The sequence below is a fragment of the Janthinobacterium sp. FW305-129 genome, assembly GCF_020858115.1.
Classification (GTDB): Bacteria; Pseudomonadota; Gammaproteobacteria; order Burkholderiales; family Burkholderiaceae_D; genus Janthinobacterium.
Genome location: NZ_JACYMM010000006.1, coordinates 156,578 through 179,404 on the forward strand (window position 1 = coordinate 156,578; position 22,827 = coordinate 179,404).

25 protein-coding genes are annotated in these 22,827 nt (G+C 60.5%); 15 read left to right on the forward strand and 10 right to left on the reverse strand.

What is annotated here, in order from left to right; translation table 11 throughout:
• Window positions 1–21: 21 nt before the first annotated feature.
• From IGS61_RS13820 to sugE, 3 genes are all read right to left on the reverse strand, one after another.
• Window positions 22–1,179, reverse strand: coding sequence for an iron-containing alcohol dehydrogenase (locus IGS61_RS13820; RefSeq protein ID WP_230540109.1), 1,158 nt, complete (start codon window positions 1,177–1,179; stop codon window positions 22–24).
• Between the two features lie 85 nt (window positions 1,180–1,264).
• Window positions 1,265–1,624 carry an NADH-quinone oxidoreductase subunit A gene (locus tag IGS61_RS13825; protein WP_230540110.1) on the reverse strand — a complete coding sequence of 120 codons (360 nt, stop codon included), beginning with the start codon at window positions 1,622–1,624 and terminating at the stop codon, window positions 1,265–1,267.
• A gap of 11 nt (window positions 1,625–1,635) precedes the next feature.
• A complete protein-coding gene (sugE, locus tag IGS61_RS13830) occupies window positions 1,636–1,956 on the reverse strand; it encodes a quaternary ammonium compound efflux SMR transporter SugE (protein ID WP_230540111.1) in 321 nt (106 codons plus the stop codon).
• A 317-nt stretch (window positions 1,957–2,273) separates the two neighbouring features.
• Between sugE and mnmG the strand changes: the two genes are divergently transcribed.
• The 13 genes from mnmG (at window position 2,274) to IGS61_RS13895 (ending at window position 14,100) form a co-directional block, all read left to right on the forward strand.
• On the forward strand, window positions 2,274–4,211 hold the full coding sequence (gene mnmG / locus IGS61_RS13835) for a tRNA uridine-5-carboxymethylaminomethyl(34) synthesis enzyme MnmG (protein WP_230540112.1): 1,938 nt from the start codon (window positions 2,274–2,276) through the stop codon (window positions 4,209–4,211).
• Entirely contained in the window at window positions 4,208–4,852 is a 645-nt protein-coding gene (gene rsmG, locus IGS61_RS13840) for a 16S rRNA (guanine(527)-N(7))-methyltransferase RsmG (RefSeq protein WP_230540113.1), read from the forward strand. Before mnmG ends, rsmG begins: the two co-directional genes overlap by 4 nt.
• Window positions 4,853–5,011: 159 nt before the next feature.
• On the forward strand, window positions 5,012–5,782 hold the full coding sequence (locus IGS61_RS13845) for a ParA family protein (RefSeq protein WP_034752687.1): 771 nt from the start codon (window positions 5,012–5,014) through the stop codon (window positions 5,780–5,782).
• Window positions 5,783–5,846: 64 nt separating this feature from the next.
• A complete protein-coding gene (locus IGS61_RS13850; protein WP_230540114.1) occupies window positions 5,847–6,731 on the forward strand; it encodes a ParB/RepB/Spo0J family partition protein in 885 nt (294 codons plus the stop codon).
• A gap of 269 nt (window positions 6,732–7,000) precedes the next feature.
• Entirely contained in the window at window positions 7,001–7,369 is a 369-nt protein-coding gene (locus IGS61_RS13855) for an ATP synthase subunit I (RefSeq protein WP_230540115.1), read from the forward strand.
• A gap of 51 nt (window positions 7,370–7,420) precedes the next feature.
• The gene (atpB, locus tag IGS61_RS13860) at window positions 7,421–8,230 is read left to right on the forward strand and encodes a F0F1 ATP synthase subunit A (protein WP_046681851.1); all 810 of its coding nucleotides are present in this window, start codon (window positions 7,421–7,423) and stop codon (window positions 8,228–8,230) included.
• A 59-nt stretch (window positions 8,231–8,289) separates the two neighbouring features.
• On the forward strand, window positions 8,290–8,568 hold the full coding sequence (gene atpE / locus IGS61_RS13865) for a F0F1 ATP synthase subunit C (protein WP_034752695.1): 279 nt from the start codon (window positions 8,290–8,292) through the stop codon (window positions 8,566–8,568).
• A 43-nt stretch (window positions 8,569–8,611) separates the two neighbouring features.
• Window positions 8,612–9,082: a F0F1 ATP synthase subunit B gene (locus IGS61_RS13870; RefSeq protein WP_071325906.1), complete on the forward strand. Its 471-nt coding sequence runs from the start codon at window positions 8,612–8,614 to the stop codon at window positions 9,080–9,082.
• A gap of 2 nt (window positions 9,083–9,084) precedes the next feature.
• Complete coding sequence (locus tag IGS61_RS13875) at window positions 9,085–9,630, forward strand: F0F1 ATP synthase subunit delta (protein ID WP_076564768.1); 546 nt, start codon at window positions 9,085–9,087, stop codon at window positions 9,628–9,630.
• A gap of 78 nt (window positions 9,631–9,708) precedes the next feature.
• Window positions 9,709–11,250 (forward strand): F0F1 ATP synthase subunit alpha, encoded by a 1,542-nt coding sequence (gene atpA, locus IGS61_RS13880; RefSeq protein WP_077398373.1) that lies wholly within the window; start codon window positions 9,709–9,711, stop codon window positions 11,248–11,250.
• 62 nt (window positions 11,251–11,312) lie between these two features.
• Window positions 11,313–12,188, forward strand: a complete 876-nt coding sequence (gene atpG / locus IGS61_RS13885) for a F0F1 ATP synthase subunit gamma (RefSeq protein ID WP_230540116.1) — start codon at window positions 11,313–11,315, stop codon at window positions 12,186–12,188.
• Window positions 12,189–12,217: 29 nt separating this feature from the next.
• Window positions 12,218–13,618 carry a F0F1 ATP synthase subunit beta gene (gene atpD, locus IGS61_RS13890; protein WP_034752705.1) on the forward strand — a complete coding sequence of 467 codons (1,401 nt, stop codon included), beginning with the start codon at window positions 12,218–12,220 and terminating at the stop codon, window positions 13,616–13,618.
• Window positions 13,619–13,680: 62 nt separating this feature from the next.
• Window positions 13,681–14,100 carry a F0F1 ATP synthase subunit epsilon gene (locus IGS61_RS13895; protein ID WP_065307860.1) on the forward strand — a complete coding sequence of 140 codons (420 nt, stop codon included), beginning with the start codon at window positions 13,681–13,683 and terminating at the stop codon, window positions 14,098–14,100.
• 75 nt (window positions 14,101–14,175) lie between these two features.
• Here IGS61_RS13895 and rsgA read toward each other — a convergent pair whose 3' ends face one another.
• The 7 genes from rsgA to IGS61_RS13930 all read right to left on the reverse strand — a co-directional run bounded on the left by rsgA (window position 14,176) and on the right by IGS61_RS13930 (window position 19,607).
• Window positions 14,176–15,240 carry a ribosome small subunit-dependent GTPase A gene (gene rsgA, locus IGS61_RS13900; RefSeq protein ID WP_230540117.1) on the reverse strand — a complete coding sequence of 355 codons (1,065 nt, stop codon included), beginning with the start codon at window positions 15,238–15,240 and terminating at the stop codon, window positions 14,176–14,178.
• A gap of 264 nt (window positions 15,241–15,504) precedes the next feature.
• Window positions 15,505–16,059, reverse strand: coding sequence for a hypothetical protein (locus tag IGS61_RS13905; protein ID WP_230540118.1), 555 nt, complete (start codon window positions 16,057–16,059; stop codon window positions 15,505–15,507).
• Window positions 16,060–16,123: 64 nt separating this feature from the next.
• A complete protein-coding gene (gene speD, locus IGS61_RS13910; protein WP_230540119.1) occupies window positions 16,124–16,495 on the reverse strand; it encodes an adenosylmethionine decarboxylase in 372 nt (123 codons plus the stop codon).
• 2 nt (window positions 16,496–16,497) lie between these two features.
• On the reverse strand, window positions 16,498–16,668 hold the full coding sequence (locus tag IGS61_RS13915; RefSeq protein WP_157814714.1) for a hypothetical protein: 171 nt from the start codon (window positions 16,666–16,668) through the stop codon (window positions 16,498–16,500).
• Window positions 16,665–18,128 (reverse strand): DUF4178 domain-containing protein, encoded by a 1,464-nt coding sequence (locus IGS61_RS13920; RefSeq protein ID WP_230540120.1) that lies wholly within the window; start codon window positions 18,126–18,128, stop codon window positions 16,665–16,667. The genes IGS61_RS13915 and IGS61_RS13920 overlap by 4 nt, the downstream gene beginning before the upstream one ends.
• A 20-nt stretch (window positions 18,129–18,148) precedes the next feature.
• The gene (locus IGS61_RS13925; protein WP_230540121.1) at window positions 18,149–19,189 is read right to left on the reverse strand and encodes an SPFH domain-containing protein; all 1,041 of its coding nucleotides are present in this window, start codon (window positions 19,187–19,189) and stop codon (window positions 18,149–18,151) included.
• Between the two features lie 31 nt (window positions 19,190–19,220).
• Window positions 19,221–19,607, reverse strand: coding sequence for a DUF350 domain-containing protein (locus IGS61_RS13930; RefSeq protein WP_070288892.1), 387 nt, complete (start codon window positions 19,605–19,607; stop codon window positions 19,221–19,223).
• A gap of 59 nt (window positions 19,608–19,666) precedes the next feature.
• Here IGS61_RS13930 and IGS61_RS13935 point away from each other — a divergent pair, with 59 nt between their 5' ends.
• Both IGS61_RS13935 and IGS61_RS13940 read left to right on the forward strand, forming a co-directional pair.
• Complete coding sequence (locus tag IGS61_RS13935) at window positions 19,667–21,178, forward strand: polyamine aminopropyltransferase (protein ID WP_230540122.1); 1,512 nt, start codon at window positions 19,667–19,669, stop codon at window positions 21,176–21,178.
• Window positions 21,178–22,809 carry an NAD(P)-binding protein gene (locus tag IGS61_RS13940; protein ID WP_230540123.1) on the forward strand — a complete coding sequence of 544 codons (1,632 nt, stop codon included), beginning with the start codon at window positions 21,178–21,180 and terminating at the stop codon, window positions 22,807–22,809. Before IGS61_RS13935 ends, IGS61_RS13940 begins: the two co-directional genes overlap by 1 nt.
• Window positions 22,810–22,827: the final 18 nt, after the last annotated feature.

The following is a 22,827-nucleotide window of genomic DNA, read 5'->3' on the forward strand; positions in this document are numbered from 1 at the left end:
TGGCAGATTCCGTCTGCTGGCTCACAGTGCGGCAGCATAGATGGCGCGCGCATCGGCGCGCGTGACGGGCCGGGGATTGTTGCCCAGCAAGCGCGTTTGCAGCATGGCTTCATCGGCCAGCCGGTCCAGGTCGCAGGCCGCGATGCCCACTTCGCGCAGGGTGCGCACGATGCCCGTCGCCAGGGCAATCTCCTGCAGGGCGTCGATCAGGGCCATGGCGCGCGCTTCCTCGCTGCCGGTGATGCCGGGTTGCAAGACGGTCGCCAGTTGCGCATACAGGGGCGCCGCATGGGACAAATTAAAACGCAGCACGTGCGGCAGCACCAGCGCATTCGACAGGCCATGTGGCACGTGGAACAGGCCGCCGATCGGATAGGCGAGCGCGTGCACGGCGGCCACGGGCGCATTGGCAAATGCCTGGCCGGCCAGCATGGCACCGAGCAGCATTGCCTGGCGGGCCGGCAAGTTGGCGCCATCGCGGCAGGCGGTGACGAGATTCGCGTGCAGCAGCGACAGCGCCTGGGTTGCCAGCATGTCGGACAGAGGATTTTTCAGCAGGCGGCTGGTGTACGCTTCGATCGCATGCACCATGGCATCGATGCCGGTGGCGGCCGTCACGGCGGGCGGCAAGCCCAGGGTCAGGCTGGCATCGAGGATGGCCAGGTCCGCATACAGTTGCGGCGCGACCACGCCCATCTTGCTGGTGGCGCCCGTGGTGACGATGGCGATATGCGTCACTTCCGAGCCCGTGCCGGCCGTCGTCGGCAATTGCACCAGGGGCAGGCGCTGGCCGTGGACATTGCCGATGCCATACAGCTGGGCCAGTTCCTGGCGGCCCGGTGCCAGCACGGCGATCAGCTTGGCCACGTCCAGCGAACTGCCGCCCCCGAGGCCGATAATCAGTTCCACGTGAAACATCTGGGCTTGGGCCACGCCAGCCAGCACGACGGCTTCGGGCGGATCGGCTTGCACATCGGAAAAGACATGCGCCTCGATGCCCGTCGCTTGCAAACTGTGCAGCGAGGCATCGGCCAGGCCCGTGCGCAAAAAGCCGGCGTCGGTGACGAGCAGGGCGCGGCGTACGGTGGGGAAGTGATGGGCGATATGCGCGCCCAGTTGGGCGGCGGCGCCTGGTTCAACGATCAGATGCGGCACGGTGCGAAACTGGAAGGCGGGCATGCGTACTCCTGACAGGAAGGACAGAAGCCCAGCTTACTCCGCTTTTCGCCCCCGTGCCTGTTTCACGTGGAACCAGAAGCGGCGCTTACTCCCACTCCAGCGCGCCGCGTTTCCATTCATACGCCAGGCCGATGGCCAGCACGGCCAAAAACCCCATGACGGCCCAAAATCCGGCTAGTCCCAGTGCATTGACGTTGGCCGCCCATGGCATCAGGAAGATCACCTCGATATCGAACAGAATGAACAGGATGGCGACCAGGTAGAAGCGGATGTCGAACTTCATGCGCGCATCGCCGAACGCTTCGAAGCCGCATTCATACGGGGACAGTTTTTGCGCATCGGGCTTGTGCGGCCCGAGTACGCGTCCCAGCAGCATGGGCACGATGCCGACGAGGATGCCGATCAGAATGAACAGCAGGACGGGAAAATAGTTTTCGAGGAGCATGGGGATTCCTCTCAGTGGCTGGACGACAGTTTCATCAGCACGATACCGCACACGATGAGGACGGCGGCGCACACGCGCATGGTGTTGACTTGCTCGCCCAGAAAGACGATGCCGACGATGAAGGCGCCGACGGCGCCGATGCCCGTCCAGATGGTGTAGGCCGTGCCCAGGGGCAGGGTGCGCATGGCCAGCGACAGCAAGCCGAAGCTGGCGATCATCATGACGATGGTAATCACGGAGGGGGTAAGTCTGGTGAAACCCGCGGAGAGTTTCATCGAATATGCCCATACGACTTCAAGCATGCCGGCAATCATTAACAGTATCCAGGCCATGGCGGCTCCTTATACAGAGCGGGCCGTCCCGGTGTGTTCCCATGATGGGGGAGGCCGTCCTCCTGGATGATCGTCCCGCTGGCCACTGGCGTGGTCGCGTTGGCGGACGATGCGGCAATTGTAGCAAACATTTCACGCTACCGCAGCCCACTGCCTGACCACGCTGCGTGTTCCACGTGAAACAGAAATCGCCGTTGACTTGCCCCTGCTGAGTAAAAATTAAGCAAAAAATGCGCTGCGCAAGGTTGCGCTTGCAAAAAGACTCTATAATCGGAGCTCTCATCCCGCATTTTTACTTGCACTGTTACCTATTTATCATGTTATTTCCTACAGAATTCGACGTCATCGTTGTCGGTGGTGGTCACGCCGGTACCGAGGCGGCCCTCGCTTCCGCCCGCATGGGGCAGAAGACGCTATTGCTCACGCATAATATTGAGACACTGGGCCAGATGTCGTGCAACCCCTCCATCGGCGGCATCGGCAAGGGCCACCTGGTCAAGGAGGTCGATGCCATGGGCGGCGCGATGGCAATTGCCACCGACGAGTCCGGCATTCAGTTTCGCATCCTGAATTCCTCGAAAGGCCCGGCAGTGCGCGCCACGCGCGCCCAGGCCGACCGTATTCTTTACAAGGCCGCCATCCGTACACGGCTGGAAAACCAGCCTAACCTGTGGCTGTTCCAGCAAGCGGTCGACGATTTGATCGTCGAAGGCGACCGGGTCGTCGGCGCCGTGACGCAGATCGGCCTGAAGTTTCTCGCGCGTGCCGTGGTGCTCACGGCCGGTACTTTCCTCGACGGCAAGATCCACGTGGGCCTGAATAATTATTCGGCCGGCCGCGCCGGCGATCCGCCCGCCATCTCCCTGTCCGCCCGCCTGAAAGAACTGAAACTGCCGCAAGGCCGCCTGAAAACGGGCACGCCGCCGCGCATTGATGGCCGCACGATCGACTTTTCCGTGATGCAAGAACAGCCGGGCGACCTCGATCCCGTGCCCGTGTTTTCCGTCATGGGCAACACGGCCATGCACCCGCGCCAGGTGCCGTGCTGGGTCACGCACACGAATAGCCAGACGCACGACATCATCCGCGCCGGCCTGGACCGCAGCCCCATGTATACGGGCGTCATCGAAGGCGTGGGCCCGCGCTATTGCCCGTCGATCGAAGACAAGATCCACCGTTTCTCGGGCAAGGAATCGCACCAGATCTTCCTCGAGCCGGAAGGCTTGACGACGCACGAGTTCTATCCGAATGGCATCTCCACCAGCCTGCCGTTCGACGTGCAGATCGCCCTGGTGCAATCGATGAAGGGCATGGAAAACGCGCATATCCTGCGCCCCGGCTACGCCATCGAATACGATTATTTCGACCCGCGCGGCTTGAAGGCGTCGCTGGAAACGAAGGCCGTCGCCGGCCTGTTCTTCGCCGGCCAGATCAACGGCACCACGGGCTACGAGGAAGCGGCCGCGCAAGGCATGCTGGCGGGCCTGAATGCGGCCTTGTTGACGCAGGACAAGGAAGCCTGGGTACCGGGCCGCTCAGAGGCCTACCTGGGCGTGCTGGTCGACGATCTGATCACCCAGGGCGTGCAGGAGCCGTACCGCATGTTCACCAGCCGCGCCGAGTACCGCCTGAGCTTGCGCGAAGACAATGCCGACATGCGCCTGACGGAAATCGGCCGCACCCTGGGCTGCGTGGGCGACGCCCAGTGGCAAGCGTTCGAGACCAAGCGCGAAGCGGTGGCGCGCGAACTCGAGCGCCTGCGTTCCACGTGGGTCAACCCGCGCATCCTGGCGGCTGCCGAATCGGAACGCATCGTCGGCCAGGCCCTCGAGCGCGAGTATTCGCTGGCGGACCTGCTGCGCCGCCCGAACGTGGCCTACGACACCCTGATGAGCATGACGGGCATGGAAGGCCAGGCGCTGGCCGGCCCCGGCGTGGAAGACCCTGCCGTGCGCGAACAGGTGGAAATCCAGCTCAAATATGCGGGCTACATCGAGCGCCAGAGCAAGGAAATCGAGCGCCACGAACACTATGAAAACCTGGCCTTGCCGGAAGGTTTCAATTACCTGGATATCGGCGCGCTGTCGGTCGAAGTGCGGCAAAAACTCGACAAGCAGCGTCCGGAAACCCTGGGCCAGGCTTCGCGCATTTCCGGCGTGACGCCGGCGGCGATTTCGCTGCTGCTGGTGCATCTGAAAAAGCGCGGTTTTGGTGCCGCGCAGACTACCACTTTAAAGGACGAGGTTGTTGAATGAAGCAGTTTGACCGGGCCGCATTGGCCCAGATTTTGAATGAAGGCATCGCCGCGCTGGGGCTCGACCTGAGCGCGGATCAGACGGAAAAACTGCTCGATTACCTGGCCTTGCTGGCCAAATGGAACAGCGTGTACAACCTGACGTCGGTGCGCGATCCGATACAGATGCTGACTCTGCACGTGCTCGATTCGCTGGCTGCCGTGCCGGCATTTGCGGAGGCGAAAAACGTGCTCGACGTGGGCGCCGGCGGCGGCTTGCCGGGCATGGTATTGGCCATCGCGCGGCCCGATGTGAAGGTGTCGATGATCGACACCGTGCATAAAAAGACGGCATTCCTGACGCAAGTGAAGGCGGAACTCGGTTTGAGCAACGTCACCGTGTACACGAAACGCGTGGAACAGCTGGAAGTGCAGCAGAAGTTCGACGTGATCACCTCGCGCGCCTTTGCCGACCTGTCCGACTTCGTCAACTGGTCGAACCACGTGCTGGCCGAGGGCGGGCAATTCATCGCCTTGAAAGGGGTAGCACCGCCAGACGAGAGAGAGCGACTGCCGGCAGACTGGAAAGTGACGGAATTACGAGCGATCCAGGTGCCAGGGCTAAATGCAGAGCGGCATCTGGTCTTTATAGCAAGAATTTAAAAGCCGAAAAATTAAACGGTATAAATCATATAAATAGTTTATACGGTATAAATGATATAAACGATTTATATCGTATAAATGGAATAAACAGTATAAACCGTTTCGGCGAGATGCCGGGGCGCACGATGAAGTTTGCATCTCTTTACAACTAGAAGATACATGGCCAAAATTTTTTGTGTAGCAAATCAAAAGGGTGGTGTTGGTAAAACCACAACAAGCGTCAACCTCTCCGCCGGTCTGGCCAAGTTGAACCAGCGCGTGCTGCTGGTCGACCTCGACCCGCAGGGCAATGCGACCATGGGCGCCGGCATCAACAAGGCCGGCCTGAAGGCGTCCACCTATGAAGTCATGCTGGGCGAGTCAGATGTCAAGACGGCACGCCAGCGTTCGGAAGCGGGGCGCTTCGATGTGCTGCCCTCGAACCGCGAGCTGGCCGGCGCCGAAGTGGAGATGGTCGAACTCGACAACCGCGAACGCCGGCTGAAGGATGCGCTGGCCGAAGTCGACGGCGAATACGATTTCATCCTGGTGGATTGCCCGCCGGCATTGTCGATGCTGACCCTGAACGGCCTGTGCGCCGCGCATGGCGTGATCATCCCGATGCAGTGCGAGTACTACGCGCTGGAAGGCTTGTCCGACCTGGTCAACACCATCAAGAAGGTGCATGCGAACCTGAACCCGGATTTGAAGATCATCGGCTTGCTGCGCGTGATGTTCGATCCGCGCATGACATTATCGCAACAAGTGTCGGCGCAGCTGGAACAGCACTTCGGCGACAAGGTCTTCAATACCATCATCCCGCGCAACGTGCGCCTGGCCGAAGCGCCGTCGTACGGCTTGCCCGGCGTGACCTTCGACCCCAGCTCGAAAGGTGCCCAGGCGTATATCGCCTTCGGCGCCGAAATGGTCGAGCGCATCAAACATATGTAAACAAGGGGCGGGCGCCTGCACAATTTGATGTAAGCGCTTACTCTGAAAACACGATTAGGACAGCATGGCTACGAAAAAACTAAAAGGACTGGGTCGCGGACTCGACGCCCTGTTGGGCGGCGGCGGCGACTTCGCCAGTCCGGACACGACTCAACCGTCGAACTTGCCCGTATCACAAATGCAAGCCGGCAAGTACCAGCCGCGCACGCGCATGGACGAGGGCGCACTCAATGAACTGGCCGCCTCAATCAAGGCGCAGGGCTTGATGCAGCCGATCCTGGTGCGCCCAATCGGGCAAGACACCCTGAGCGGACTTATTAAATATGAAATTATCGCCGGTGAACGCCGCTTCCGCGCCTCGCAGCTGGCCGGTTTGACGGAAGTGCCGGTGCTGGTGCGCGACGTGGACGACCTGGCTGCGGCCGCCATGGCGCTGATCGAGAACATCCAGCGCGAAGACCTGAACCCGCTGGAAGAGGCGCAAGGCATCCACCGCCTGATCGCCGACTTCAGTTTTACGCATGAGCAAGCGGCCACTGCGCTGGGACGCTCGCGCAGTGCCGTGTCGAACCTGTTGCGTTTGATGAACCTGGCCAGTCCCGTGCAAACCATGCTGATGGCCGGCGATATCGACATGGGCCATGCGCGCGCGCTGCTGGCCGTCGATGCCGCCAGCCAGATTACCCTGGCGAACCAGGTCGTGGCCAAGCGCCTGTCCGTGCGCGAAACGGAAAAGCTCGTCACCCGCACGGTCGAGGAAGCGGCCAACCCGGTCGAGCCGCGGCAAAAGGAAAAGTCCGGCGACATCGCGCGCCTGGAAGAAGAGCTGTCCGATGCGCTGGCCACGCCCGTGGTGTTCAAGATGGGCAATAAAGGCCGTGGCCAATTGGTCATCGATTTTGCCGATCTTGACGTGCTCGATGGTTTGTTGACCCGCTTGCGTGGTTAAATAGCAAGCTGCAAAGACAGGGGGAACGCGGGGTGGACAATCCTGCCATGCTTTCCAGATGCACCACGTGATTCCTTGATAACACGGCTGGAAGCGGCCAGACAAGCGACTTTGCCATATAGTGGTGCAAAAGGCGGCGAATAGTCGGTAAAGCGTCAGTTTCACGCAGCAATTGCCCTGCTGCGGTGCAGCAACGTTTGACTCTATAGAACAAAGCCAACTATAATCCCGTGTCTTTGCGTGTGTAGATTTTTCTGGGAACCTGGCAATTGAGTGATTCACAACAAAATATTGCCAAGCCAGTCTACAAAGTAGTTGCATTGCAGCTAGCAATCGCTATCAGCTTTGCCACAGTCACCCTGTTTTTCGGTGGTAGTGTCAGAGGCTGGTCCGCCGCATACGGCGGTGCTATCGCAGTCATCGGTAGCCTGGTGTATGCCATGCTGGTCGTTCGCGGTTCTAGCGACGCCAACAAGGCATTCCGGGCGCATTTGCGCGCAGAAGTGATGAAAATATTTATCACAGCGGTGCTGTTTATATTGGCACTGGTGTTGTTTCAGTCGGCCGCCTGGTTATGGCTGATCTTGGGTTTCGCGGTGGCAACCTTAGCATACTGGTTTTCATTGCTCGCTGTTTAATCATTGGTTTTGGGGCCTGTTGAGCTCTGAAACGACAAATCTAAATTCATTATGACCACAGAACACGCTATTGAAGCGGGCCATGCTGCCCCGGCCAACGCCACAGAATACATCAGTCACCATCTGGCCCACCTGAGAAGTGCCGACGGCATGATCAATCTGGATACGTTCTGGATTTCGGCCATTCTGGGCTTTGTTTTCCTGGCTGTTTTCTATATGGCGTCGCGCCGCGCGACGGCTGGAGTCCCTGGCAAGTTGCAAAACTTCGTCGAAATGGTCATGGAAATCGTCAATGACACTATTAATGGGGCCTTCCACGCGAAAAGCAAGGTCATCGCGCCGCTGGCCATCACTATTTTTGTGTGGGTCTGGTTGTTGAACGCGATGGACTTCCTGCCGGTTGACCTGTTGCCGAAGATCCTGAGCTGGTTTGGCGTGCATAAGCTGCGCGCCGTGCCGACCGCCGACGTCAACCACACCTTCGCCATGTCGCTGTCGGTGGTGCTGTGCGTGATTGCCTTCTCGATCAAGGCCAAGGGCCTGGGCGGCTGGATCAAGGAACTGTTCACGGCACCATTCCATGCAAGCGGTCTGATCGGCACGATCGCCCTGGCACCCGTCAATTTCCTGCTGCAAATGGTTGAGCTGGTTGCAAAACTGATCTCCCTGTCGCTGCGACTGTTCGGCAATATGTATGCCGGCGAACTGATTTTCATCTTGATCGCGTTGTTGCCTTGGTGGGCACAGTGGGCGTTGGGTGGTCCATGGGCAATTTTCCATATCTTGATTGTAACTTTGCAAGCTTTTGTGTTTATGGCGTTGACGGTTGTGTATCTGAGCCTTGCGGTTGAGAAACATTAATCATTAACTTTATATTTTGTTTTTTTAGTATCTTTCGTTTTTAAATTTAGGAGAATTTTATGCAAGCTCTGATCGCACAAGTACAAAGCATGACCGTTCTGGCAGCAGCAATCATCATCGGCCTGGCCGCAATCGGCACCGCTCTGGGCTTCGCTATCTTGGGTGGCAAATTCCTGGAAGCTTCGGCACGTCAACCAGAACTGATGCCACAACTGCAAACCAAACTGTTCGTTATCGCTGGTCTGCTGGATGCTATCTCGATGATCGGCGTTGGTGTTGCTCTGCTGTACACGTTCGCTAACCCGTTCCTGTCCGCTCTGACGGCTGTTGCTCAGTAATTCGCTCCAACCCTAGGAGAAACTTTTAGTTAGGAGCAAAGGTATGGACATCAATATGTCGCTCATCGGCCAGATGATCACCTTCGCGGTGTTGGTCTGGTTCTCGATGAAGTTCGTATTTCCAGCGCTGAACAACGCGCTGGATGAGCGTGCCAAACGAATCGCGGATGGATTGGCTGCGGCCGATCAAGGTCAGGCTTCGATGGCTGTCGCTGAAAAGCGTGCGCAAGAGGCATTGAACAGTGCACGTGAAGAAGCGTCGCAACGTGTTGCGGACGCTGAAAAGCGCGCGCAGCTGGTTGCTGAAGAGATCAAGCAAAATGCACAAGCTGAAGCTGCGCGTATCATTGCGCAAGCCCAGTCGGACGCCGAACAGCAACTGTCGAAAGCACGCGAACAATTGCGCGCTCAGGTGGCTGACCTGGCTGTCAAGGGTGCCGAGCAGATCCTGAAGCGTGAAGTCAACCCAACGGCTCACGCCGAAATGTTGCAGCGTCTTGCTGTCGAGCTGTAATCATGGCAGAACTCGCAACCGTCGCCCGTCCCTACGCGGAAGCTTTGTTCCGCGTAGCCCAAGCTGGTAAGGAGTCAAGCAACCTCGCGGCGTGGTCCGAACTGGTGTCCGAACTGGCACAGATCGGTAGCCACCCCGAGGTACAGGCGTACGCGCGCAATCCGAAAGTTTCGGAAAGCGACGTCGCCGCCACCATCCTGTCGTTGTTGAAATCGCCGCTCAATGAAGAAGTGAAAAACTTCGTCACCATGTTGATCGAAAATGGCCGCATCAGCCTGCTGCCGGAAATCGGCGCGCAATTCCATACGTTGAAAAACAGTGTGGAAGGTGCGGCTGACGCCGAGATCACGAGCGCTTTCGATCTGAGCGAAGGCCAAACGGCCGAGCTGGTCGCAACGCTGGAAAAGAAATTCAGTCGTAAGCTCAACCCTGCCGTCACAGTGGATCCATCGCTGCTCGGCGGCGTGCGCGTGGTTGTTGGCGACCAAGTGCTCGATACCTCGGTGCGCGCCAAGCTGCAGCAACTGCACGCTGCACTGGTGTCGTAAGACACGCGCTTCGGCAGGCCAGCTAAGACAGACCCTTACCCCTCGCGCAAGCTGAGAGAAACACTTTTAGGAGTTAGTATGCAACTCAACCCATCTGAAATCAGCGAGTTGATCAAGAGCCGGATCCAAGGTCTTGACGGCGGCGCTGAAGTGCGTAATCAAGGCACGGTTATTTCCGTCGCCGACGGTATCTGCCGCATCCACGGTTTGTCGGACGTGATGCAAGGCGAGATGCTGGAATTCCCAGGCAACACCTTTGGCCTGGCAATGAATCTGGAACGCGACTCCGTCGGTTCCGTGATTCTGGGTGCCTACGAGCACATCTCCGAAGGCGACACGGTGAAATGCACCGGCCGCATTCTGGAAGTGCCAGTCGGTCCTGAGCTGCTCGGCCGCGTTGTCAACGCGCTGGGCCAGCCGATCGACGGCAAAGGCGCCATCGACACGAAACTGACGGCCGCGATTGAAAAAATCGCGCCGGGCGTGATCGCCCGTGAATCCGTTTCGCAACCGATGCAAACCGGCCTGAAGTCGATCGATGCGATGGTTCCGGTTGGCCGCGGCCAGCGCGAACTGATCATCGGCGACCGTCAAACCGGCAAGTCGGCTGTGGCGATTGATGCGATCATCAATCAAAAAGGCCAGGGCATGAAATGTATCTACGTCGCGATTGGCCAAAAAGCCTCGTCGATCAAGAACATCGTGCGCTCGCTGGAACAGCACGGCGCGATGGAATACACCATCGTTGTCGCCGCTTCCGCTTCGGAATCGGCCGCCATGCAATACATCTCGCCGTACTCCGGTTGCGCCATGGGCGAATACTTCCGTGACCGCGGTGAAGATGCACTGATCGTCTACGATGATCTGTCCAAACAAGCTGTTGCATACCGTCAAATCTCGCTGCTGCTGCGCCGTCCACCAGGTCGCGAAGCGTACCCAGGCGACGTGTTCTACCTGCACAGCCGCCTGCTGGAACGCGCAGCACGCGTGAATGCCGACTACGTCGAGAAGTTCACCGACGGCGCCGTCAAAGGCAAGACCGGTTCCCTGACGGCTCTGCCGATCATTGAAACGCAAGCTGGCGACGTATCCGCATTCGTTCCAACCAACGTGATTTCGATTACCGACGGTCAGATCTTCCTGGAAACCTCGCTGTTCAACGCCGGTATCCGTCCTGCGATTAACGCCGGTATTTCCGTATCGCGCGTCGGTGGCGCTGCCCAGACCAAGGTCATCAAAAACCTGTCCGGCGGTATCCGTACCGACTTGGCGCAGTACCGTGAACTGGCCGCGTTTGCGCAGTTCGCTTCGGACCTGGATGAGTCGACCCGCAAGCAGCTGGACCGTGGTGCCCGCGTAACGGAATTGCTCAAGCAAGCCCAATACTCGCCACTGTCGATCTCGCTGATGGCCGTATCGCTGTTCTCGGTGAACAAAGGCTTCATGGACGACGTGCCAGTCAAGCAAGTGCTGTCGTTCGAAGCTGGTGTCCACGCTTACATGAAGACCAAGCAAGCTGCTCTGCTGGCCAAGATCGAAGAAACCAAGCAACTCGACAAAGACAGCGAAGCAACTCTGTCGGCGGCCATTGCTGATTTCAAGAAATCCGGCGCATATTAAGCGGCCAGGCGGCGCCCGCCTCGAGTGAGGCGCCGCCCTACGCGCAGAAGGAGTAAGGACTCATGGCATCAAGCAAAGAGATACGTGGCAAGATCAAAAGCGTAGAGAATACGAAGAAGATCACCAAGGCGATGGAAATGGTTGCCGCATCGAAAATGCGCAAAGCGCAGGACCGTATGCGCGCCGCCCGTCCCTACAGTGACAAGATTCGGAATATCGCCGCCAATCTGGCGACCGCCAATCCGGAATACACGCACCCGTTCCTGGCAGCTGCCCAGGGTACGCAAGCGAAGGCAGTGGGTTTCATCGTTGTCACGACCGACAAAGGTCTGTGCGGCGGCATGAACACCAACATCCTGCGCCAGGTGACGTCGAAGTCGCGCGAGCTGGAAGCAGCTGGCAACCGGATTGAAGCAGTTGCCATCGGTAACAAGGGTTTGGGTTTTTTGAATCGCATCGGTGTCAAGATCATTGCGCACGCCATTCAAACCGGTGATACGCCCCACCTGGACAAATTGATCGGACCTGTCAAGGTCATGCTCGAAGAGTTCCAGGCAGGCAAGATCGATGCAGTCTACCTGTGCTACACCAAATTCATCAACACGATGAAACAGGAACCAGTCGTGGAGCAGTTGCTGCCCCTGACGGCCGACAAGATGGTCGCCGACAAGGGTGCCCACTCGTGGGATTACATCTACGAGCCGGACGCGCAAAGCGTGATCGACGAATTGCTGGAGCGCTATGTAGAAGCGCTGGTGTACCAGGCAGTCGCGGAGAATCTGGCGTCCGAGCAATCGGCACGGATGGTCGCGATGAAAGCTGCAAGCGACAACGCGGGTAGTGTGATCGGCGAATTGAAGCTGATCTACAACAAGACCCGCCAAGCTGCGATTACCAAAGAACTCTCCGAAATCGTCGCCGGTGCGGCTGCGGTTTAAACGAATTTAACTATATTGAAGGAACGAACATGGCTGATGGCAAAATCGTTCAGTGTATCGGCGCTGTGGTGGACGTTGAGTTTCCCCGCAACGCGATGCCTAAGGTATTTGATGCCTTGAAGATGGCAGGCTCGGAACTGACCCTGGAAGTACAACAGCAGTTGGGCGACGGCATTGTCCGTACCATTGCACTCGGCTCGTCCGATGGCCTGCGTCGCGGCATGATGATTCAAAATACCGGCAAACCTATCATGGTGCCAGTCGGTAAAGCAACCCTGGGTCGCATCATGGACGTGCTGGGCAACCCGATCGACGAATGCGGCCCCGTGTCGCACGAGCAGATCGCGTCGATCCACCGCACCGCTCCTGCATACGACGAACTGTCGCCATCGCAAGAACTGCTGGAAACCGGCATCAAGGTGATCGACCTGGTATGCCCGTTTGCAAAAGGCGGTAAAGTTGGTCTGTTCGGCGGCGCTGGCGTAGGCAAGACCGTGAACATGATGGAACTGATTAACAACATCGCCAAGGCGCACAGCGGCGTGTCCGTGTTCGCCGGTGTGGGTGAGCGTACCCGTGAAGGTAACGACTTCTACCACGAGATGGCTGACGCGAAAGTGGTCGATCTGGAAAATCCAGAGAACTCCAAGGTCGCGATGGTCTACGGTCAGATGAATGAACCGCCAGGTAACCGTCTGCGCGTCGCGCTGACCGGCCTGACGATCGCTGAATCGTTCCGTGATGAAGGCAAGGACGTTCTGTTCTTCGTCGACAACATCTACCGCTTCACGCTGGCCGGTACCGAAGTGTCGGCACTGCTGGGCCGTATGCCGTCGGCTGTGGGTTACCAACCGACCCTGGCGGAAGAAATGGGCCGTCTGCAAGAGCGTATCACGTCGACCAAGACCGGTTCGATCACCTCGATCCAGGCCGTCTACGTTCCAGCCGATGATTACACCGATCCGTCGCCTGCTACCACGTTTGCTCACTTGGATTCGACCGTTGCGCTATCGCGTGACATCGCTTCCCTGGGTATCTACCCAGCCGTGGACCCGCTGGATTCGACCTCGCGTCAGCTCGATCCGTTGATCGTTGGTCAAGAGCACTATGACACCGCGCGTGCCGTGCAAACGACCCTGCAACGCTACAAGGAATTGCGCGACATTATCGCGATTCTGGGTATGGACGAGCTGGCACCGGAAGACAAACTGCTGGTCGCCCGTGCACGTAAGATGCAGCGTTTCCTGTCGCAGCCTTTCCACGTCGCTGAAGTCTTTACCGGCGCGCCTGGTAAATACGTTTCGCTCAAAGACACGATCAAGGGCTTCAAAATGATCGCTTCGGGCGAACTCGATCACCTGCCGGAACAAGCGTTCTACATGGTCGGCACGATCGAAGAAGCAATCGAAAAAGCCAAGAAACTTAACTAAGTTAAGTCTGGGCCTAACCCCGCCCCTTAGAAGGCGGGGTTCTTCAACCCGATAGGACACACATGGCACACACAATTCACGTTGACGTGGTTTCCGCTGAAGAACTGATTTTTTCAGGCGAAGCAGAATTCGTCGCGTTGCCGGGTGAACAGGGCGAGCTGGGTATCTACCCACGCCACACGCCTTTGATTACCCGCATCCGTCCGGGCGCGGTCCGCATCAAGGTAGTCGGCCAGGCTGAAGAAGAGTTCGTCTTCGTTGCCGGCGGCCTGCTGGAAGTGCAACCGGATACCGTGACCGTCCTGGCCGATACCGCAATCCGCGGTCACGACCTCGACGAAGCGAAAGCGCTGGAAGCGAAGAAGTTGGCGGAAGAAAATATCCACAACAAGGATTCGGGCATCGACTACGCGCAAGCGCAAGCCGAGCTGGCCAGCGCGATTGCGCAGCTGGCAGCGATCCAGAAGCTGCGCAAGCATTAATTTGCGCGCATGCAGTAATACAAAAAGGCAGCCTGCGGGCTGCCTTTTTTTTCAGCAAACGGATTTCAGTAAAAACTAGCGGCGCTTGTTCTTTCCCCTTTCCAGCCCCGCCTTCAAGATCGTCTTCCACTTGGCGCGCGCGGCGATGCGCTCGAGCGGCGTCTCCTCGCTGCGGTGGGCGTCGCGCAGCAGCTTGTGATAATTGCGCAGGCGGTCGCCGTCGACGGCGCCGCGCACGGCGCAACCGGGCTCGCTGGCATGCTGGCAATCGCGGAACTGGCACGTCGCTGCCAGCGCCGCGATGTCGTCAAACGTGGCGGCCAGGATCTGCGCATCGGCATCGGCGCGCCAGCTGCGCAAGCCCGGCGTGTCGATGATGCAGGCGCCGCCGGCGCACAGGTGCAGCGAACGGGCCGTCGTCGTATGCCGGCCGCGGCCGTCGCCATGGCGCACGCCATTGGTCGCTTGATCCGCCGCGCACAAGGTATTGGTCAGGCTGGACTTGCCCGCGCCCGATGAGCCGAGCAGCACCAGGGTCTGGCCGGCGCCCAGCCAGGGCTCCAGGATGGCCACGTCATACGCATGGCGCGTATCGATGGCAAACAACGGCACGTGGGGCGGCAGGCGCTGTTTCAGCAGCGCCAGCTTGCCCGCCACGTCGTCGGCCACGTCGGCCTTGCTCAGCACCACCACGGGCGTCACTTGCGCCGCCAGCACGATGGCGAGATAACGCTCCAGGCGGCGCGGATTGAAATCCCCATCGAGTCCCATCACCAGCAGGGCCGTGTCGACATTGCTGGCCAGTACCTGGCGCCGGCCGTCATTGCCGCGCCGGGCGATCTGCGTGGCGGGGGATAAGTGGGCCGTTATCCACAGCGTGCCGTGAAGATCGGGTTCGGCGGCGATCCAGTCGCCGACCGTGAGGATGGTGTCCTGCGCCAGCAGCGCGTGCAGCAGCCGCGGCAGGACGTGCGCCGGGTGTTCCTGCTTGCCGTCGTGCACGCCGATGCTGTCGCGGTGCACGGCGCTCACGCGTAGTAACTGCGCGGCGGGGGACGATACGTCGAGATGGGTGGCTGCGCTGGCGATGGCCTGCTGCAGCCCGATAAGGCGTAGTTGCGCAAAATCGAATGCGATCATGGTAGCGTGATTCCAGATTCTGTCGTCCGCGTGCGGACGTGTAGCCTGCGCGTGCAGGCACCGCCAGTCGCGATGACTGGCACGAAAGAAGGGGGAAGTCGGCTACGCGATCACGCGTATGGGCATTGCGGGCTAAAAGGCTTAGCGGGGAAAAACAGTGATCAGGCAGCCGACAGCACGGCAGTATCCGAATGGCGCATGTTGTCTACTCCTGTTGTGTGATGGAAAACACCAGTGTGCCAGCGGCACGCGCCGGCGTCAACCTCAGCTGCACATGCCGTAAGCCTTGCGCTCGGGGAAATAGCGGTAGGTAAACGTGCGCACCGGGTAGCGCTTGCCGGCGATGAGCATGTCGGGCATGGACAGATCAAAACGCTGCGGCAACTGGCGCGGCAGTTGCAGGCGCAAGCGCCACTGGGTTTCGGCGCTCGAACCCACGGCGGAAAACATGATGGGCAGCGTTTCGATGACGTCGACGATTTCCGCCTTGCGGTTCATGCCGCGCTGATAGATGGTCAGCACCTTCGCTTCGGCGAACGGTTCCTTGTGCGGTTCTTCCAGCAGGAAAGACAGGCGCGTAAAACTGGCTTGCGTACCGATGGGCAAGGTAAAAATCAGCGCCAGCTCCGTGCCGCCTTCCTTCAAGGTGACGGGCGGCGTGGCGTAGATGCTGATACCGCGAGGCAGTTCGAAACGCGATCCCTCCGTCCACGTCTTGCACTCGGGCGTGGTGGCCTGGTACAGGCTGGGCGCCGTGTAGTCGTCACAGGCGGAAACCAGCAGCAGCAGGGGCAGGGCAAGGAGGGCGGAACGGCGCATGGGAGTCACGGTTGGGGGAATGAGCCGACAGTGTAAGCGATCCCCACGCGATCCACCAGCGACGCTAGGCTTGCCCAGGCGGCGCGCGCCGCACGGATTGCAGCTGGCAGTGCGCCGCCTGCAAGGCATCCTTGATGGCATCGAGCGCCAGTTGCGGCCGGGCCGCGCCGCACATGAAGATATCGACGGCGGCAAAGCTGCATTCCGGCCAGGTGTGGATGGAGATGTGCGATTCAGCCAGCAGCACCACGCCGGTGACGCCCTGGCCTGCGCCAAAGCTGTGGAAATGGCTGTGCAGCACCTGCGCGCCAGCCGTGATGGCAGTGTGGCGCAGCAGGCGCTCGAGCGCGGCGCCGTCGCGCAGGCGTGCCGGCGCGATGCCCGACAAATCGGCCAGCAAGTGGGTGCCCAGGGGCAGATGCGGTGTGGCTGCCATGCTTATTTGTGGCTGCCGCCGCTGGAGCCGCCGCCATAGCTGCCGCCGCCGCTGCCCGTGCGCGAACTCCAGCTGCTGCCGCTGCTGCTGCCGGCCACCTTGAACATGCGCACCCAGTTGGCGGCCGTGACACTGAAGGTCACCATCAGGGCATAGATCACGTATTTACTCATGGGGGATTCTTTGCATTCTTGTCGAGAAAAGCGGCAGGCAGGAACAGCGCCAGGCAGCCCAGCAAACTCCACATCAAGGTGCTGGAGAACGAGACAAACATGGGAATCGCATTCAAGACCAGCACGATGATGATGAAGACCTTGGCGATGCCGCGATGGCTCAACTGGATATTCTGCACTTTGTCGCCGCCATGGAAGGCGCTGCCGAACCAGGCGGCCATCTGGTCATAGGCGACGGGCACGGAGCGCGACCAGGTCATTTCCTCGCCGGTGAGCTCCGCCGCCAGCTTGGTCTGCCCCTGTTCGAATTCAAACACGCGCGTGTTGTCGCCGACGGCCACCTTCCAGTTGAAGGCGCCCGCCGCATACACGACCTGCGAGCCGTAGTCATACAGTTTGCGGTAGGTGGCGCCATCGAGCGTGCAGCTGGCGGCGTCCAAGGACGCCCAGCTGGGCCAGTTCGGCAGCACGTTCGAGCGCGACCAGCCCTCGTCCGTCTCCACCAGCCAGAAGAAGCCGGCGCGGGCGTTGTACAGCAGGTATTCGTTCCACTCGCTGCCCTCGTCGTCGGCGCGGCGCATCATGCCGATCACCGTGAAATCCACATTGCTGATCTTCGCGCTGGCGCCCAGCTCCAGCGTGATGTCGGCGTTGTCGTGCACCTGCTTGCCGATGGCCAGCACCTGCGCTTCCGGGCCGCTGGCGTCGAGCTGCGCGTGGCAGGCGGGGCACACCAGCTGCGCCGCCGCACCCGGCACATACTGGATGCCGCTGCCACAGGAGGGGCAGTCGAGCGCATCGAGTTTGCCGCGGTACTTGCCGGCGCTTTTGGCGATGGCGTCGTCGTCGCGCAGCAGCTGGCACTTTAAACTGTCCAGGGTGACGGCCACGCCCTGGTAGACGACCGGTTGCGGGCCATCCGTGTAGTCGAGCGTGACGAAGCTGGCGTAGTTGCGGAAGTCCGCCACCTGGATGCGCCAGCCGGCGCCCACCTTGAAGGGCAATTCGCCCTGGCCGGCGATGCATTCGGCATTGCGGATCTCGGCCGCCGTATACGGTTCGCCGCAAATCGTGTAGCGCTTGCCCGGCGCCAGCTCGCCAAAGACGGGTAAGGTAGCTTGCGTGCTGCGCTCGCGCGTCAGCGTGTACAGGCCGGACGAGTCGCCCAGCCAGGCCGTGCTGGCGTCGTCGAACAGCAGATACCACTCGTTCCACGTGCCGGCGCTGTAGCGCTGCTGGATGCGCCCGACGACGGTGAAGTGCACGCCATCGTGCATGCCGGCCGTGCCGATCTGGATTGGCGAATAGTCTTCCAGGACGGCCGACATCTTGCCCACGTCCCTGACGGTATCGGCGTCCTTGAGGATGGTGCTGTGGCAGTACTCGCACACGGCGAGCACGGAAGCGTGCGAGCGGAAACGGACTTCCGCGCCGCAGCTGGGACAGGAAACAGTTTGCATGCAGTCGTATTTCGCCCTAATCAGCCGATCAGTTTTTTCAGCAGCTCAGCCTTGGCGCCGTCGTAGTCGGCCGGCGAGATGAGCCCCTTGTCCAGTAAACCCTTGAGTTTTTCCAGGCGCGCCTCGATCGGTTCTTCCGCGGGAGCCGGTGGCGCCGCAGGTGACGCGGCGGGCGCCGGCTGCTGCAGCGCACCGCCCATGCTTTGCGCCATCACCTGGCCGATCGACAGCCCGGCGCCGAGGCCTGCGCCGATACCGGCCATGCCGCCTTCGTTCTGCGCCGCCAGCGGGATCGCGTTGGCCACCTGGAATTTGGTGTAGCCGCTCATCTTGTCGGCGCCCAGGCCGCCCTTCATGCCGGCGGAAATACGCTCGTCGAGCGCCGCCTGCAATTCCTCGGGCAGGCTGATGCTGGCCACGTTGAATTCATCGAGGCCCACGCCGTAGCGGGCAAACGCCTGCGCCAGGCCATCCTTGACCTCTTGCGCCATCAGCGCCTGGTTGGCCGCCATGTCGAGGAAGGGGACATTCGCGCCGCCCAGCGAGCTGGCCATGCTCGACATCAGAATGCCGCGCAGTTGATCTTCCACCTCGTCGCGCGTATAGACTTCGCGCGTGCCGCTGATCTCCGTGAAGAAGGTGCGGGCGTCGGCGATGCGGTACGAATACATGCCGAAGGCGCGCACGCGGATCATGTCGAAATCCTTGTCGCGGATGGTGATCGGCTGCGGCGTGCCCCACTTGCGGCCCGTCTGCACGCGGGTGCTGAAGTAATACACGTCCGACTTGAAGGGCGAGTCGAACAGCTTGTCCCAGTTTTTCAGGTTGGTCAGCAACGGTAACGTTTGCGTCGTCAGCTTGTGCGTGCCGGGACCGAAGACGTCGGCGATCTTGCCTTCATTGACGAAGACGGCGACCTGCGATTCGCGCACATTCAGGATGGCGCCGTTCTGGATCTCGAAATCCTGCATGGGGAAGCGCCAGGCCAGCACGCCTTCCGTCTCTTCGTTCCACTGCAGTACGTCGATAAACTGCTTCTTGATAAAGCTGCCGAGGCTCATGATGGATGTCCTTGAATAAGATAAAGCGGTGTCAGGAAATGCAGGCGGCGTTGATGGCGCCGATCGACAGTGAAATGGCGCCCAGCAGGCCGCCGAAAGCGCTGTTGTTCGATTCGATCTGATCCTTCGACATGCGCAGCAGGCGCGTGGTGACCACATAGGCGAGCAATTGCACCACCATGGCGCCAAAGGCCCAGGCGAAGAATTGCTGGTAGTCGGCCGTGTGCATCAGGGACGAGGCGATGGTGGCGGAAAAGCCCAGCAGTGCGCCGCCCAGCGACAGGGCCGCCGCCTGATTGCCCTGGCGGATCAGCAGCACTTCGTTATACGGCGTGACGCGCGTGTAGATGATAAAAAAGGCAATCAGCAGCGCGGCGGCCAGTATAAGATGGATCAGATAGTTTAGGATGGCGGGCACGGCTTTCCTCGCAATGAGTATTTGATAACGTCAACGCATATTAGAACAAAAAAAGTCCAATGAACAAAAAGATTCTGATTTTGTCCGTCTTCGTGGTCGCCTCCTGCGGCCTCGCGTATGAACTGATCGCCGGCGCCATGTCCAGCTACCTGCTTGGCGACTCGATCCTGCAGTTTTCCACCATCATCGGCTGCTACCTGTTTGCCATGGGGGTGGGTGCTCACTTTTCCAAGTATGTGCGGGACGACGACGTGCTCTCGCGCTTCGTCGACATCGAACTGGCCGTGGGCCTGATCGGCGGCCTGTCGGCCGCCATCCTGTTCATGACGTTTTCGTGGATGGCCGCGCCATTTCGCACCCTATTGTATGTGATGGTGTTCCTGATCGGCGCACTGGTCGGCATGGAAGTGCCGCTGGTGATGCGCGCGCTGAACTCGCGCCAGACGGAATTTTCCGAGCTGGTCAGCCGCGTGCTGACCTTCGATTACCTGGGCGCGCTGGCCGTCTCCCTGCTGTTCCCGCTGGTGCTGTCGCCCTACCTGGGACTGGTGCGCACGGGCTTTTTGTTCGGCATGCTCAACGTGGGCGTGGGCCTGTGGACGATCTGGGTGTTCCGCGCGGAGCTGAAGAACCTCACGGGGCGCTTCCTGCGCGCCTGCGCCGTGATGCTGGTGCTGGTCGCCGGCTTTGCCATGTCCGACCGCATGGTGGCCTGGGGCGAGCACGGCCTGTTCGGCGACCAGATCGTGTATTCCACCACCACGCCCTACCAGCGCCTGGTGATTACGCGCTGGAAGGACGATACGCGCCTGTACATCAACGGCAACCTGCAGTTTTCCTCGCGCGACGAGTACCGCTACCACGAGGCGCTGGTGCACCCCGTGCTCGAAGCGCTGCCGTGGGCGCGCCGCGTGCTGGTGCTGGGCGGCGGAGATGGCCTGGCGCTGCGCGAAATCCTCCGTTATCCACAGGTCGAACACGTCACCGTGGTCGACCTCGACCCCGCCATGACGGCCGCTTTTACCACGCGCCCGGAACTGGCAAAGTTAAATAACAACGCGTTCTCGGACAAGCGCGTCACCGTCGTCAATGCTGATGCCGCCGTCTGGCTGCGCAACAATGGCGACATGTTCGACGCGGCCATCGTCGATTTCCCCGACCCGTCCAGCTTCGCGCTCGGCAAGCTGTATTCGGTGCCGTTCTACGACCTGGTGAAAAAGCACCTGGCCGCCAAGGGCCTGATGGTGGTGCAATCGACCTCGCCCTTCTTTGCCCCGCACGCCTATTGGACCATCAATTCGACCCTGCGCGAAGTGGGCATGCGCACCTGGCCTTATCACGCCTATGTGCCCTCGTTCGGCGAATGGGGTTTTATCCTTGCCTCGCCCCAGCTCGATTACGTGCCGCCGACGAAATACCGCCTGCCGATGCGCTACCTGAATGCGGACACCACGCGCGAGATGTTCATCTTCCCGCCCGACATGCAGCCGCTGCCGATGGCGCCGAACCGCTTGAATACCCAGTCGCTCGTGCATGAATTCGAGCAGGACTGGAACCGGGTGATCCGCTGATGCAGCGCCGCTCCTTCATGTTGTGGGCCGCTGGCGGCACGGCGGCGGCCGCAGCCGGCATCGGCAGCATCGCCGCGTATCTGCGCTGGCAGGAAATCACGCCCAAGGTACTGTATCCGGGCCGCAGCGAGGGGCATTATTTGCGCAAGCTGCTGCGCGAGCGCACGGCGCTGCCGCCGCCTACACGCACCTTGAGCACCGACGTGGCCATCCTCGGCTCCGGCATCGCGGGCCTGACGGCCGCCTGGCGCCTGAACAAGCTGGGGCACGGGGACTTTCTCATGATCGATGGCCCGCAGCCGTATGGCAACGCGGCCGGCGGCCACTTCGGCGACCTCGCTTATCCGACCGGTGGTCATTACCTGCCGCTGCCGTCGCCCGAATCGACCCATGTGCGCGAGATCCTGTTCGACCTGGGGATCATCGAGCGCGACCCGCAGGCGGAAAAGCCATATTACGACGAGCGCTACATCCTGCACGCGCCGGAAGAGCGATTGCTGTTCAACGGCCACTGGCAGGACGGCTTCATTCCCACCGAAGGAGTGTCGCCTGCGGAACTGGCGCAGCATGAACGCTTCTTTGCCGAGGTGCGGCGTTTGCGCCAGGCGCATGGCAACGATGGCAAGCGCGTCTTCGTCTTTCCTACCGTGGAGTCGTCGCAAGATCCGGCCTGGCAGGCGCTCGACACCATCACCTTGAAGCAGTGGATGGAGCGCGAAGGCTATACCTCGCCTACCCTGCACTGGTATCTGAACTACTGCTGCCGCGACGATTACGGCACGCGCTACGACCAGGTCTCGGCCTGGGCCGGCCTGCATTACTATTGCAGCCGCTGGGGCCAGGCGGCCAACGCAGGCAATGGCGCCTGGCTGACCTGGCCGGGCGGCATGCAACCGGTCGCCACGGCCATGGAGCAGGCCTCTGGTGTCAAACGTCATGTGGGCACGGTGGTTTCCGTGCAGACGACGGAGCAGGGCGTGGAGGCGCTGTGCCTGGAACTGGTCGATGGCCAGCCGCGCACCTATCTGGTCAAGGCGCGCAAGGCCATCTGCGCCATGCCTTTGTACGTGGCATCGCGCGTGGTGAAGAACATCGCCGAGTATGGCTTTGACGCGAAACGCGATACGCCCGCGTATGCGCCGTGGCTGGTGGCGAATTTTCTACTGAAACGCTTTCCCGAGGAACTGCCGCATGCGCCCCTGTGCTGGGACAACGTGGTGTACCAGGAACCGGGCCTAGGCTACGTCGTCTCGACCCACCAGGATATCCGCGTGCGTCCGCCCGAGAAAACCGTCTTCAGCGCCTACGTGGCCCTGTCCGACCGCACGCCGCAGCAAGCGCGCAAGTGGCTCGACACGGCCAGCCCCGAAGAACTGCTGGCGCTGGCCAGCGTCGATTTAAAGACGGCGTATGGACGCGATTTTGCCAGCTGCGTCGAGCGCGTCGACATCACCGTGCGCGGTCACGCCATGGCGGCGCCCTTGCCGGGATTTCGCAGCAACGCGGGCTTGAAGGCCTTGCGCGAGCACGACGGCGCCATCCTGTTCGCGCATGCGGATTTGTCGGGCTTTTCCGTGTTCGAGGAAGCGGCGTGGTGGGGGGACCGCGCTGCGCGATTAGCCTCCGCATAAAAAAGGCCGGCGCGAACG

What these genes read in the sequence shown, in the direction of transcription:
- atpB (WP_046681851.1), top strand. Translation starts at nt 7,421, where the DNA reads ATGACCACAGAACACGCTATTGAAGCGGGCCATGCTGCCCCGGCCAAC.
- IGS61_RS13940 (WP_230540123.1), top strand. Translation starts at nt 21,178, where the DNA reads ATGCAGCGCCGCTCCTTCATGTTGTGGGCCGCTGGCGGCACGGCGGCG.
- IGS61_RS13870 (WP_071325906.1), top strand. Translation starts at nt 8,612, where the DNA reads ATGGACATCAATATGTCGCTCATCGGCCAGATGATCACCTTCGCGGTG.
- IGS61_RS13825 (WP_230540110.1), bottom strand. Translation starts at nt 1,624, where the DNA reads ATGCTCCTCGAAAACTATTTTCCCGTCCTGCTGTTCATTCTGATCGGC.
- atpA (WP_077398373.1), top strand. Translation starts at nt 9,709, where the DNA reads ATGCAACTCAACCCATCTGAAATCAGCGAGTTGATCAAGAGCCGGATC.
- IGS61_RS13915 (WP_157814714.1), bottom strand. Translation starts at nt 16,668, where the DNA reads ATGAGTAAATACGTGATCTATGCCCTGATGGTGACCTTCAGTGTCACG.
- atpD (WP_034752705.1), top strand. Translation starts at nt 12,218, where the DNA reads ATGGCTGATGGCAAAATCGTTCAGTGTATCGGCGCTGTGGTGGACGTT.
- speD (WP_230540119.1), bottom strand. Translation starts at nt 16,495, where the DNA reads ATGGCAGCCACACCGCATCTGCCCCTGGGCACCCACTTGCTGGCCGAT.
- IGS61_RS13820 (WP_230540109.1), bottom strand. Translation starts at nt 1,179, where the DNA reads ATGCCCGCCTTCCAGTTTCGCACCGTGCCGCATCTGATCGTTGAACCA.
- atpG (WP_230540116.1), top strand. Translation starts at nt 11,313, where the DNA reads ATGGCATCAAGCAAAGAGATACGTGGCAAGATCAAAAGCGTAGAGAAT.
- IGS61_RS13895 (WP_065307860.1), top strand. Translation starts at nt 13,681, where the DNA reads ATGGCACACACAATTCACGTTGACGTGGTTTCCGCTGAAGAACTGATT.
- IGS61_RS13845 (WP_034752687.1), top strand. Translation starts at nt 5,012, where the DNA reads ATGGCCAAAATTTTTTGTGTAGCAAATCAAAAGGGTGGTGTTGGTAAA.
- rsgA (WP_230540117.1), bottom strand. Translation starts at nt 15,240, where the DNA reads ATGATCGCATTCGATTTTGCGCAACTACGCCTTATCGGGCTGCAGCAG.
- atpE (WP_034752695.1), top strand. Translation starts at nt 8,290, where the DNA reads ATGCAAGCTCTGATCGCACAAGTACAAAGCATGACCGTTCTGGCAGCA.
- IGS61_RS13935 (WP_230540122.1), top strand. Translation starts at nt 19,667, where the DNA reads ATGAACAAAAAGATTCTGATTTTGTCCGTCTTCGTGGTCGCCTCCTGC.
- IGS61_RS13875 (WP_076564768.1), top strand. Translation starts at nt 9,085, where the DNA reads ATGGCAGAACTCGCAACCGTCGCCCGTCCCTACGCGGAAGCTTTGTTC.
- IGS61_RS13925 (WP_230540121.1), bottom strand. Translation starts at nt 19,189, where the DNA reads ATGAGCCTCGGCAGCTTTATCAAGAAGCAGTTTATCGACGTACTGCAG.
- IGS61_RS13920 (WP_230540120.1), bottom strand. Translation starts at nt 18,128, where the DNA reads ATGCAAACTGTTTCCTGTCCCAGCTGCGGCGCGGAAGTCCGTTTCCGC.
- IGS61_RS13850 (WP_230540114.1), top strand. Translation starts at nt 5,847, where the DNA reads ATGGCTACGAAAAAACTAAAAGGACTGGGTCGCGGACTCGACGCCCTG.
- sugE (WP_230540111.1), bottom strand. Translation starts at nt 1,956, where the DNA reads ATGGCCTGGATACTGTTAATGATTGCCGGCATGCTTGAAGTCGTATGG.
- rsmG (WP_230540113.1), top strand. Translation starts at nt 4,208, where the DNA reads ATGAAGCAGTTTGACCGGGCCGCATTGGCCCAGATTTTGAATGAAGGC.
- IGS61_RS13905 (WP_230540118.1), bottom strand. Translation starts at nt 16,059, where the DNA reads ATGCGCCGTTCCGCCCTCCTTGCCCTGCCCCTGCTGCTGCTGGTTTCC.
- mnmG (WP_230540112.1), top strand. Translation starts at nt 2,274, where the DNA reads ATGTTATTTCCTACAGAATTCGACGTCATCGTTGTCGGTGGTGGTCAC.